Genomic DNA, 11,774 nt, shown 5'->3' on the forward strand with positions numbered 1-11,774 from the left:
GCAAAGATTCTTCAAAAGATCATCTGCGAGCCTGTCTTCCCTCACCCCCGGCCCCTCTCCCTCAGGGAGAGGGGAGGTAGAAATCAAGGGGCTACGGGCTGAAGCTCTCGGATCTCGACCGGATCTCCAACGGCCAAACCCAAAGCAGCAGCCGTCCCGCCGCGGAACTCCAGCACACCGTCCACCAACTGGGAAGGAGGCGGCCCATAGGTGGGGCAGGGTTGAGCGGGGCAGCCGGGCACATCGGCGGCAATGTACACCACCTTGCCTTGGTGAAGGAAAATGATGTCCAGGTTGATCAGGGTGTTGAACATCCAAAAAGAAGCTGGCTGGGGCGGATCAAAGGGAAACCACATGCCCCGATCCGGCGGCAAATCGGTGCGAAACATCAGGCCCAAGCGCTGTTGCTCAGGGGTGCGGGCCACCTCTAGCTCAAAGCGTTGGCCGGCAAGGGTGACTTCGGCTTCAACCGGCAGTTGCTGGGGCTGCCCTATGGCTGGGGGGGATGGAGAGATGGCTTCGGTTACCTGAGTTTGTGAGGCGGGAGATCTCTCCGTGGCAGCAGTACATCCCAAGCCGGATCCCAGGAGCAGCAGAGCCAGGCCCAAGGTGACTCTGCACCCTTTTGGAACGTGTATCGTGAACAGAACCATGTGGCACTCTCCTGTGCAGGCTTCATCCTATCGCGCCAGACGCTGCTGCTGCGACTTGACCAGCCAGACGCAGGAAGTTCCCCCCTGGGAGAGCCTTGCCAATTCTTGCTTGCCGGAAGCGGCCTGTGCTTTTCCCCCTTGAGCGCAGCCGGAATGGCGGCTCTGGGCAAGGGCAGCCCACAACCGACCCGATAGCATAGCCATAGACTCTGCCAGGAGAGCCCTATGAAAGACCTGTTTAATCGATCCTTGGTGAGCCGGATCCCTCTTCTGGCTCTGCTGGGTTTACTGAGCCTGGGCCTCTGGCCCACTCACGGGATGGGATCCCGTTCACAGGAAACCCCGGTGCGGATTCCCTTTGAGCCAACGGTGACCTATGGGGAAGGGTATGGGGAAAAGACCGTGGCCCAACAGGCCCAAAGCCGCTTTGCGCTGAAACTGTTTGATCACCTGCTCCGTCAGCAGCCCCAAGAGAACCTCTTTTTCTCCCCCTTGAGCATCCGCCTGGCCCTGAGCATGCTCTACAACGGCGCCTCTGGGGAGACTCAAACGGCAATGGCCGAGGTGCTGGAGGCACAGGACCTTTTCTTGAATGAGTTGAACTGGACCAATGCCCAAATGGTGGGCTGGCTGGCGGAGGGATCCCCGGCAGGAGGGCCAGTCCAGGTGCAAATGGCCAACGGCCTCTGGGTGGATCAAACCCTCACCTTACAGCCCCAGTTTTTGCAGGCTTTGGCCACCTACTACCAAGCGGTGGTGAATCGGGTGAATTTGGGATCCCGGCAAACGGTGAACCAGATCAACGGCTGGGTGGCCGAGCGCACCCAGGGCAAGATCAACCGCATTGTGGATCGCCTCAGCCGCGAGGATTTGATGGTTTTGCTCAATGCCATCTACTTCAAAGGCGAGTGGACTCAGCCCTTCGATCCGGAGCGCACCCAAACTCAGCCCTTTACTCGGTTGGATGGCCGCCGCGTCCGAGTACCCATGATGGTTCAATCAGGTCGTTACGACTACCTGGAAACCGAGCAGTTGCAGGTGGTGAGCCTGCCCTACGGGGAAGGAGAACTGGAAATGCTGATCCTGCTGCCCAAGAAGGGAGTGAAGCTGGAATCGCTGCGGGCAGAGCTGAGCCCGGAAACTTGGCAAGAATGGACGGGATCCCTGCGCCCCCGTGCAGGTTCGGTGCGGATCCCGAGATTTGAATTGGCTTATGAAACGGATCTCACTTCCGTTCTGCAGCAGTTGGGCCTGGGAGTTGCCTTTTCCAACCGAGCCGATTTCAGCCAGATGACCCCAGAGCCAGCGCGGATCAGCAAAGTCCTGCACAAAGCAGCAATTGAAGTGAACGAAGAGGGATCCGAGGCGGCAGCCGCTACTGGGGTGATCGTCTCCCGGACTGCTGTCGACCGGCAAGAGCCCTTTCAATTTGTGGCAGATCGGCCCTTCTGGTTTGCCATTGTGGCCTCCGGATCCGGCGGCAACCCAGCGGCCCAAACCGTGTTGTTCATGGGATCCCTAGTGGATCCTAAATAAGGGGATCCCTCAGGGCAGCTTGCTGACTTCTTACCGGGCGTGCAGATCGCTCTTCAGGATGTGTTGACCCCAGACCGGCTCCCTTGGTTGGTTTAGCCGTTTTTCATTGCGGAGGTCATGATGGTCGAGGTTTTGGAAAGAGAAAAATTGGCTGAGGCACCTGCTGATAGTTCTCCGGCAGCTTCTCGAAAAATTTGGACTGACGAAGAGTTTATGGCTTTACCGGAGGATGGCAATCGCTATGAGGTTGTGAATGGAGAACTGGTTACTGTGGGCTCGGCAGGCGCAAAGCATGGGTACTACGTAAGTTTGATTCATATCATTCTAGGCTCGTACGTTCGCAGTCAAAGGATTGGATTTACCTTCGATTCCGATACTTCCTTCAAAATGAAATCCGGTAATCGCCGCTCTCCGGATTGTTCTTTTTTTTCCAAAGAACGGCTGCAATCTCTGGGCGGGATCCCAAGGGGTTATATTGAGGGATCCCCAGACTTGGCTGTAGAAGTTCTCTCCGATGCCAACACCGTTGGAGAGATCCATGATAGGCTCGTTGAGTATTTTGAGAATGGATCCCGGCTGGTCTGGATCATTCATCCTGAAGAGAAATACGTTCTGGTCTATCGCCGGCCTGAGCCTGAAGCATTGAAGAAACCCGGCGACATCCTGGAAGGTGGAGAGGTGATCCCTGGATTTGCGCTGGATTTATCAGAGTTTTTTGCCGAGCCGGAGTTGTAGTTTTTCACCAACGCAATGCCCGGATAAGATGCCTTCAGCGCCTAGGGAAAGCAACCCCTGTTAAGCTAGCCTAAGCAGTGGGATCCCATTTCATGGCACCGGTCTATCCGCAGGTTCTGGAGCGCAATCCCAAACGGCTGCGCATTGCCCTACAACGGTTCACTTCCCAGCAACTGGCTTGGCGGGCGGCAGGGGGCTTGGTGCTGCTGATTGTGGGATCCCAACTGTGGGCCCGTTCGCCGCTGTGGGGGTTGGTGGCTGTGGGGATGGGCCTGTGGGCTGGGATCCCTTGGGGGTTGGGGCAGATCCTGAATCTAGATTGCCAAAGCCAACGGGTGACCTTGACCCGGCTGGGTGGCCCTTGGGGGATTTGGCGGCAGCAGGTGTTTTCCTATCCCTTGGCTCAGTTGCAAGGAGTGCGGCTGCATCGAGTGGGTCAGGAAGTTTTGGATAACCAAGCTCAAGAGAGTTTTCAGGTCCAAAGCCAAGTGCGGCTGCAGTTTCACAGCGATCCTTCTAAACCGGAGCTGAACGAGGAGGTCATCGCCTGCTTTAGCAGCCAAGTCGGCATCAAAGGGGACGAACCAGAAGCTTTCGTGCTCTCTCAGCGGCTGGTGCGCTGGATTCAGAACTATCTATCCGAACACTCAGGAAACCTAAGAAACAACTCTTCACCCTGAAAGCCCCCTTTTCGAGGATACTGCCCCACCGTTCCAGTAGACTCAAACTTTGCTCTCCTTTTCGGGGAGATGGGGAATTGTTGGCACAGTGCTTGATCCTGGGTTAGAAATACTACCGAAAAGCAGTGTACTCCTTGACACTTTCTAAACTTAATAAACTTAACTTAATCGACAACCTTCATGAGCGCCTCCTGGGATCTGGTCAACCTGCTTACCTTACTCAACTGGAACACTCTGCCCGGATGGCTTTGGCTGCTCCTTTGGGGATCCTCACTGGCCGTGGTGATGTACTGGCAAAAGCGCTGGCTGCAGCGGGATCAGGTGGGTTTTCCCGATGTCATCATGCTGGCGCGTGCAGATACGACGGTGGTGGAATGTAACGAAGCTTGCCAGAAAATCTTGGGGGATTGGCGGGGCAGGCGCTGGATTGACGTGCTGCCGGCAGAAGAGCAAGAGCAGGTGCGGCAAAAGATAGCCCAGCTCACCCCTCAGCAGCCTACCTTCACCCGAGTTGGCAGGGTATCGGATGCGTCGGGGCAGACGCGCTGGTTCGAGTGGATCAACCAAGGCATTTTTGACTGGCAGGGCCGCTTGCAGTTCATTCGCGGGGTGGGCCGAGACATTACCGAGAAGAAACAGTTGGAAGAAAACCTGCGGCTGCGGGAGGCCCAACTGCGCACCTTGTTGGACGCCCTGCCGTTGGCGGTGTGGGCCAGGGATCCCCAGGGAGTGCTAATTTTGCAAAATGCCACCGACCGCGCCTGGTTTGGCGATCTGCTGGGTACTTCTCTGGAGGAGGTGGCTCAACAACATCCCCACTGGCCGGAGTACACCCCTCAAGTTCTAGCCGATCTAGAGCGGCAAGGGTTTTCCCAACTCGAGGGCAAGGAAGTAATTCAAGGTCAGGAGCGCTATACTTATCGCCTGGCCGTAAAGCTTCAGGATCAGTCTAAAGGTTTGGGACTTCTCGGCATTGTCCTAGGTCGTGTTGATCTTATGTTAGGATAGAGAGAGTAATTTATAGAGGAAAGAGGATGAAGTTGGTTTTTTTAGATGAAAACAAATGGCAGAAGATATTAGCTTTTTTACAGACAGAAGAGAGAGTTAACATTGGGAAAGAAGCAAACTGCAAACAGTTTATTGAAGCAGTTCTTTGGATAGCCCGTTCCGGTGCTCCTTGGCGCTACCTCCCAGAAGGATATGGCAAATGGTACACCATCTATCAAAGATTTCACCGGTGGAGTCGTGTTGGAGTGTGGGAACGGATGTTCAAGTATTTTATTGACGACCCTGATTTAGAGCATCTCATTATTGATTCAACCACGGTTCGAGCGCACTCCTGTGCTGCCGGAAAAAAGGGGAGCAAGCTTTGGGGAGAAGCCGAGGCGGATACAGCACCAAGATTCATGTGAGTGTAGATGGGTTGGGAAATCCGCTGGAATTGAGAATAACTGGCGGAGAAAAGAGCGATATTACTCAAGGGGAAGAATTGATAGAGGGCTGGCAGAGAAAGGATACCAAAGTAATTGGGGATAAAGGATATGATGCGGATAAGTTGATTAAGAAGATAGGGGAAGCTCAAGCGGTTATTCCACCTAAAAGGAATAGAAAGACGCAGCGGCATTATGACAAGCATCTGTACCAAGAGAGGCATTTAATCGAATGCTTTTTTCATAAGTTAAAGCAGTACCGGCATCTATTTTCTCGTTTTGACAAATTGGCCAGGAACTTCTTGAGTTTTCTCTATCTCGTCAGTGCTCTCTTTTGGCTCAAATGAAAGATCAACACAACCTAGATATCACCGAACAAAAGCGGCTGGAACAGGAGGTGTGGGAACAAGAAGAGCGTTTTCGCGCCTTCCTCAACAACAGCCACGACATTTTGTGTCGGATCGATGCCCAAGGTCTGCTGCATACCTTAAATCCTCCGGCTGCTGAGAAAATTTTGGGGCGTGCTCCCAATCAGGGAGAGGCCGTACCCTTGGATTGGGTTCACCCCGAGGATCGGCAGAACGTTGCTAATGCTCTTGAGCAACTCAAGGCTCGACCTGGCGAGACACTCAGCTTTATTTACCGGGCCCAACACGCCGATGGCCAGTGGGTGTGGCTGGAGAGCCTCTGCACCAATCTTTTGGAGGATCCCTCTGTGCAAGGGATCGTTTCCAGTACCCGCGATATCACCCAACAAAAGCAGGTGGAACTGGCTTTGCGAGAGAGCGAAGCCCGCTTCCGAGAAATTGCAGAGGCTGTACCGGTGGTTTTCTTTGTGTATTCTGCAGACTTGAGCCAGTCTCTCTACAAAAGCCCCCAAAGCGAGAAGATCTGGGGTTACACAGCAGAAGAGTTTCGCCGCAAGCCAGATCTCTGGAAAGACAGGATCCATCCCGAAGATCTGCCAAGGGTACTGCAGGTGGCCGCCCGAGCCACTCAAGAAGCCCAGCAGATCACCTACCGCATTTTCCATCGGGATGGCAGGCTGCGCTGGCTGCGTACTTCTTGCCGACCCATCTTGAACGAACAGCAAGAGGTTATCCGTATTGTTGGCATTACCGAAGATATTACGGAGCAGAAAGAAGCAGAGCTGGCTCTACAAGAAAGCGAAGCTCGGCTTAGGGCTATTCTGGACGGGATCCCTTTTTCTATCTTTCTCAAAGATCTGGAAGGGCGCTATCTTCATGTAAACAAGACTTATCTACAACAGAGAGGCTGCAAGGCAGAAGAGCTCCTTGGAAAGTTGGATAGTGAGCTGTTCGCATCAGAAGAGGCTCTAGAATTTCGAGATCAGGATCAAAAAGTCCTGCAATCTCCGCATCCTGTCAGCTACGAGCGAACCTTTTTCCGCGATGGCAAGAGATTGACCCAGTGGGTCACCAAGCTTGCCCTGCGGGATCAGCAGGGGTCTCCTTACGCCGTTTGCGGCATCGCTGTGGACATAACGCCCCTCAAACAAGCCCAAGATCTGTTGCTGAAAGAAGCAGAGCGGGAGCGGCTGCTTGGAGCTTTGCTGCGACGCATCCGTCAGGATTTGGATTTGCAATCTATCTTGCAAACCACTGTTGCAGAAGTGCGAGAGGTTTTCCAGGTGGATCGGGTGATGATCTATCAGTTGCAGGAAGGTGTAGGGGGGTTTGTAGCTGCTGAGTCGGTGGCGGATCCCTGGCCCAGCCACCTGGGCCGCTACGTGTGGGATGAGTATTTCCAAAGGGATCCGTGCTATCGCAAGTACCAAGAGGGCTTTGTCCAGGCAGTGGGGGATGTAGCAATAGCCGATTTGGATCCTTGCTATCGGGAGTTGCTGGAGTCTTTCCAAGCCCAAGCCAACTTGGTGATCCCAATTCGGCGGGGAGAGGATCTCTGGGGCCTTCTGGTGGCACAGCACTGCCAATCCAGCCGCCCTTGGCAGGGGTGGGAAATCCGGCTTTTACAAGAGCTGAGCGATCAATTAGCCATCGCGTTGCAACAGGCCCAGTTATATGAACAACTGCAAGCCCTCAATCAAACCTTGGAAGAAAAGGTTCGGCAACGCACCTCTGAGTTGCAGCGATCCCTGCAATTTGAGGCCCTGCTGAAACGCATCACTGACCGGGTGCGCGACTCTCTGGATGAAGCTGAAATTCTCAACACCGCTCTGCGCGAGCTGGGAGAAAACCTAAATGCAGATGGCTGCGATATTGGCCTTTACAACGCCGATCTCACCCTTTCCGCCATCAGCTACGAGTATTGTCCTCGCTTGGGGTCGGCCTTGCATACTTGTATTCCCTTTGCCCAATATCCAGATCTCTACGCCCAGTTGTTGCGAGGAGAGCCCTGCATATTTTGTTTACTTCCTGACGCCCCCCGCCAAGGATCAGTCTTGGTCTGCCCTCTGCGGGATGGGGAGCAAGTCTTGGGGGATCTGTGGGTTTTTCGCAGCAGCGAGGAAAGTTTTGATGAGCAGGAAATGAATCTCGTAGCTCAAGTGGCCAATCAATGTGCTATCGGCCTAAGGCAGGCGCGCCTATTCCGAGCTGCCCAAGAGCAGGTGCAAGCCCTAGAGCGCCTCAACCGCTTGAAAGACGATTTCATCAGCACTGTCAGCCACGAGCTGCGCACTCCTCTAACCAGCATGAAAATGGCCCTGAAAATGTTGCAGATGGATCCCACTGGGGAGAAACGAGCTCAATACTTAGCCATTGCAGAGCGAGAATGCCAGCGGGAAATCGAGCTCATCAACGACCTGTTGGATCTGCAGCGGTTGCAGTCCGGGACCTACGCTCTAAGTGTGCAAACCCTCACCTGGCGGGAGCTGCTAGGGGATCTGTTAGCCATTGCCGAAGAGCAGGCCCGCGCCAAAGGGCAAACCTTTCAAGCCAGTGTCCCTCTGGAGAGCACCCTCACGACGGATCCCTTGCTGTTGGGACGCATCCTGCGGGAGCTGCTACACAACGCTGTGAAATACACCCCGGTTCAGGGATCCATCCGCCTAGAAGTCAGGGTTGAGGCCAACCGAACTCGCATCCAAGTCAGGAATAGCCAAGAGATCCCGGCTGAGGAACTCACCCGCATTTTCGAGCGCTTTTACCGGATCCCTGGCAATGATCCTTGGAAAGAAGGGGGCACCGGTCTGGGCTTGGCTTTGGTGAAACAAATGGTGGATCAACTGAGCGGATCCATTGAGGTCAGCAGCTCTGCTGGTTGGACGACTTTTACGCTACATCTACCCGAATTGCCGCAATTTTAATTCCACTTCTTCCCCTCGCTTTGGGATACATTACTGGCAGGGATCCGGGGGGGCTTTGCCTAAACCTATGACCACTCGCCTAGATTTGGCTCTCACTCTTGAAGACTTCCTCAAGTTGCCTCACATAGAAGAGTCTCCGGCACGGGAGTACGTGGATGGAGTTGCCATTCAAAAACCGCTGCCCAAAGTCCGCCATTCCATTTTGCAAAAACGCCTTTTGGCTGAGGTTGACGGCAGCACCACCAGCTATACTGCCCTACCCGAATTGCGATGCACTTTTGCCGGTCGTTCCATTGTTCCCGATATTGCCGTAATTGCGTGGGATCGAATTCGCCTCAGTGAAACAGGCGAGCCAGAAGATGACTTCACCGCAGCACCCGACTGGATTACCGAAATTCTTTCGCCGGGTCAAAGGGTAAGCCGTGTAATCGATAATATCCTGCATTGCCTAAAGCACGGCAGCAAATTAGGGTGGATGGTGGATTTAGACGATTACTCTATTTTGGTATTTGCTCCTCAACAAGAGCCAGAAATTTGCCGAGCAGATCGTCAGCTTAAGGTGATCGATGGGATCCAGTTAGCATTGACTCCACAACAAATCTTTGTTCTCCAATACACTACCCCCGCCGCATGGCCGTAACCCCCGTGGGATCCAGCACCTTGCCCCGTTCCACCTCGGCATAGACCAGGTAGCGATCCCCGCAGCCCATCCAGGTTTTGACACGGCACTCCAGGTAAGCTAGGGCGTCCAACAAAATGGGGCAGCCATTCTCAGCAGTGGCCGTGGCCAAGCCGGCAAAGCGATCTTCTCCGGGCCGTTGAGGTCGCTGAAAGTGCCGCTGCAAGTTGCTGCCCTTGCCTTCCCGCAAGATGTTGAGCACAAAGGGGGCCTGGGGATAGGTCAGCAATTCGGCTTCTTGTTCCTTGTTTACCGACAGGGTTAGCCCCGGCGGATTGAAGCTAGCCTGGGCCACCGACCAGGTGAGGAAGCCGCGGCGGGTCTCTCCTTGCAGGGCGGTGACTACACACAGGGATCCCACCACCCGGCTCAGGGCTTGCCCAACCCGATCCGCCTGAGTTTCGCTGCTGGTTTGGCGAGGGGCGCGGGCTCGTTTGGCTTTGCGCAGGGCCTGAGCAAACTGGGATCCCGCCTCTTGACAGGCTTCCAGGATTTCAGGGGTGGGCTTAAACTTGGCGCGGATCGTCTCAAACCCCAAGGAAAAGCCGGCATTGAGCAACTTACTCTCGATGAGATCCACCGCTTCTCCGCTCCAGCCGTAGGAGCCGAAAACCCCGGCCAATCGGGTGGTGGGAACTGAAGAAAGGATGATGCCAAGGGCGGTTTGGATCTGCACAGGAGGATGGCCGGCCAAAGTCGGGGATCCGACAACAAACCCCTGGCAGCGCTCCAGAGCTTGGGCAATCTCTTCCGGAGTGGCCCATTCGCAGTTGATCCGCTCCACCTTAACGCCGGCTCGCTCCAACCCTTGGGCTATGGCCATGGCCATCAAACCTGTATTCCCGTAAGCAGAAGTGTACAGAAGAGCTACCCGCTGCTCGCCGGGATCCTCCTCGCACCAAGTGTGGTAGTCCAACCGCAACCGCCGCAGGCTGTGGCGCACCAAGGGGCCGTGGGCAGGGGCATAGATTTGGGCGGGAAATTCTTCCAACTTGGCCAGGGCTGCCTTCACCTGGGGCAATTGGTTGCGGTGCAAACAGTCGAAGTAGTAGCGGCGGTCTTCGCTGAGCTGCCGCCAATGTTCGTCAAACACCTGCTCATCGCACACATGGGCGCCGAACAACTTATCGGTGTAGAGGATCCCGGTAGCCGGATCGTAGGCACAGAGGGCATCGGGGTGGCGGGGTGTGGGCACGGTGCGAAAGTGCAACTCATGCCCTTCTCCCAAATCCAGGCGATCCCCATCTCGGATGACCCGCAAACGGAAAGACCGGTCGCCATTGTAGAAAATGCCCAGATCGGCGGCTTCCTCTTCGTCGCGACTGCGGGGCAAGGGATCCATCTCTTCAAAGGCGGCCCGTAGCGTAATGGATCCCGGCTTGGAGCAGAGCACCATCGCGTAGGGAGCCAGAGGCAATAGGGCTTTGAGAGTGGCAATGCGGTTAAAGTTGACGTGGCTGAGCAAAATAAAGTCCAACCGCTGTAGGTACTGGTGTTGGGCCAGCTCTTCTAAAAAGATGCTGGTGAACGATTCCCCGGGAGGATCGATGAGAAGGGTTTGGCGGGCCTGGATGAGGTAGCTATTGGCAGTGGTGCCCCGTTGCCGAGCGTATTCCAGCTCAAACTTCAGGCGATCCCAGGTGCGGGAGCGGAGAACCAACGTGGACGGGCCGATAAGGGCAACTTGGACATCGCGGGCGGGGATCTTGCTCTCCATAGCAGCCTCCGATGCGGTATCTGTCCTCACCTTGCCACGAAACTGGAGGAATGGGGATCCCTTTTCAGAGTTTGGGAGCCCACGGCCCGGCTTGCCCAAAAGTTGGGTCTGAAGCCCCGTTCTACCCCTACGCGGAACTCAACCAGTAGGGCGGCTTTTGTGCTACAGCAAATACAGTGGCGAGAAGACTCAACTGCCCAAAAAACCACACGACTGTCTTAAAGCTGTTCACGCAGTGTTGCTAAGAAATACCAGTAATTAAGAATTTTCTCCCTTTGGGACAGGGAGTATTCAAGTTTTTGGCCAGCGAAAAGAAGAGGCTAAGATCGGCTTGTAGCGTGTTCAGGCTGCCTATGTCTGCCCGATCCAAGTCCAAAGTGGAAGCCCCTGCTAAGGGGATGGATCCCCGCCAGTTTACTGAAGCTGATGTGGCGGCAATTGCAGAGCGGTTGGAGCGCAATGAGTATCCGACCGTCTTTGGCTGCTTGGAAGACTGGCATGCCCTTCGAGCCGTTGCCTTTTATGCTCCCCACTTGGTGGCTCCCTATGCACACCTGTTGGAGTGGGAAGTGGATGAAGATTAGGACTGTCTTCGCAGTTCCGAAGGGATCCCAGTGCTCAGGGCAACGAGGGGGGAGGATTTCCGTCAGAGCCTTGCCGGCGAATCAGATAGCGCACTTCTTCAAGGAGAACGTTGAACCTCTGATCCGTTTCCGCCTGCCGTTGGTTGATGGCCTGAATGGCGCGTTCGTGCTCTCGTTGTAGGGCGGTGAGGGTAACCAGAGCTTGAGTCACTTCCTCTGCCCACTCGGCAAGGTGAGCTAAGTCAGAGCGGGTCTCGCTGACAACTTGCTGTAGCTCTCGCAGGCTTTGAGCTTGGGCAGCAGCTTGTTCGGCAAATTCGGCGCGGCTTTCTTGGATGGACTGGCGCAGCTCCTCGATTTCCCGCAGACGGGCGGCGTTCTCCTCGGCAGACTGGGTGCGGCTTTCTTGGATGGACTGACGCAGCTCCTCGATTTCCCGCAGACGGGCGGCGTTCTCCTCGGCAGACTGGG

11 protein-coding genes and 1 pseudogene are annotated in these 11,774 nt (G+C 55.1%); 8 read left to right on the plus strand and 4 right to left on the minus strand.

All coding sequences use genetic code 11. From position 1 onward, the window contains the following. Positions 1-83 precede the first annotated feature (83 nt). Both NW805_RS02890 and NW805_RS02895 read right to left on the minus strand, forming a co-directional pair. On the minus strand, positions 84-653 hold the full coding sequence (locus NW805_RS02890) for a DUF192 domain-containing protein (protein WP_414421586.1): 570 nt from the start codon (positions 651-653) through the stop codon (positions 84-86). Positions 654-680: 27 nt separating this feature from the next. Then, positions 681-857, minus strand: a complete 177-nt coding sequence (locus NW805_RS02895) for a hypothetical protein (RefSeq protein WP_414389705.1) — start codon at positions 855-857, stop codon at positions 681-683. Positions 858-878: 21 nt separating this feature from the next. On the opposite strand from NW805_RS02895, the gene NW805_RS02900 reads away from it, so the two are divergent. The 7 genes from NW805_RS02900 to NW805_RS02930 all read left to right on the plus strand — a co-directional run bounded on the left by NW805_RS02900 (position 879) and on the right by NW805_RS02930 (position 8,963). Then, positions 879-2,189, plus strand: a complete 1,311-nt coding sequence (locus NW805_RS02900; protein ID WP_414421587.1) for a serpin family protein — start codon at positions 879-881, stop codon at positions 2,187-2,189. Positions 2,190-2,309: 120 nt separating this feature from the next. After that, positions 2,310-2,924, plus strand: coding sequence for a Uma2 family endonuclease (locus NW805_RS02905; protein WP_414350202.1), 615 nt, complete (start codon positions 2,310-2,312; stop codon positions 2,922-2,924). Between the two features lie 92 nt (positions 2,925-3,016). After that, positions 3,017-3,604, plus strand: coding sequence for a hypothetical protein (locus NW805_RS02910; protein ID WP_414421588.1), 588 nt, complete (start codon positions 3,017-3,019; stop codon positions 3,602-3,604). A 180-nt stretch (positions 3,605-3,784) separates the two neighbouring features. Beyond that, positions 3,785-4,612 (plus strand): PAS domain-containing protein, encoded by an 828-nt coding sequence (locus NW805_RS02915; protein WP_414421589.1) that lies wholly within the window; start codon positions 3,785-3,787, stop codon positions 4,610-4,612. Between the two features lie 26 nt (positions 4,613-4,638). Beyond that, positions 4,639-5,381, plus strand: a protein-coding gene (locus tag NW805_RS02920; RefSeq protein WP_414421590.1) for an IS5-like element ISSoc13 family transposase whose coding sequence is annotated in 2 segments (ribosomal slippage) — positions 4,639-4,957 and positions 4,957-5,381 — 744 coding nt in all. Because the reading frame shifts where the segments join, the coding sequence is not laid out codon by codon here. Further along, positions 5,378-8,323 carry a PAS domain S-box protein gene (locus NW805_RS02925; protein WP_414421591.1) on the plus strand — a complete coding sequence of 982 codons (2,946 nt, stop codon included), beginning with the start codon at positions 5,378-5,380 and terminating at the stop codon, positions 8,321-8,323. Before NW805_RS02920 ends, NW805_RS02925 begins: the two co-directional genes overlap by 4 nt. Before the next feature lie 67 nt (positions 8,324-8,390). Next, positions 8,391-8,963, plus strand: coding sequence for a Uma2 family endonuclease (locus NW805_RS02930; protein ID WP_414421592.1), 573 nt, complete (start codon positions 8,391-8,393; stop codon positions 8,961-8,963). On the opposite strand, the gene NW805_RS02935 is transcribed toward NW805_RS02930, so the two are convergent. After that, positions 8,941-10,719 (minus strand): flavin reductase, encoded by a 1,779-nt coding sequence (locus NW805_RS02935; protein WP_414421593.1) that lies wholly within the window; start codon positions 10,717-10,719, stop codon positions 8,941-8,943. The genes NW805_RS02930 and NW805_RS02935 overlap by 23 nt on opposite strands. Before the next feature lie 353 nt (positions 10,720-11,072). Here NW805_RS02935 and NW805_RS02940 point away from each other — a divergent pair, with 353 nt between their 5' ends. Continuing rightward, complete coding sequence (locus NW805_RS02940) at positions 11,073-11,303, plus strand: DUF2555 domain-containing protein (protein ID WP_414355764.1); 231 nt, start codon at positions 11,073-11,075, stop codon at positions 11,301-11,303. Between the two features lie 34 nt (positions 11,304-11,337). Here NW805_RS02940 and NW805_RS02945 read toward each other — a convergent pair. Beyond that, positions 11,338-11,774 (minus strand): annotated as a pseudogene (locus tag NW805_RS02945) (hypothetical protein); the annotation flags it as partial.

This window comes from Synechococcus sp. W60.1 (assembly GCF_047461575.1).
Classification (GTDB): Bacteria; Cyanobacteriota; Cyanobacteriia; order Thermostichales; family Thermostichaceae; genus Thermostichus.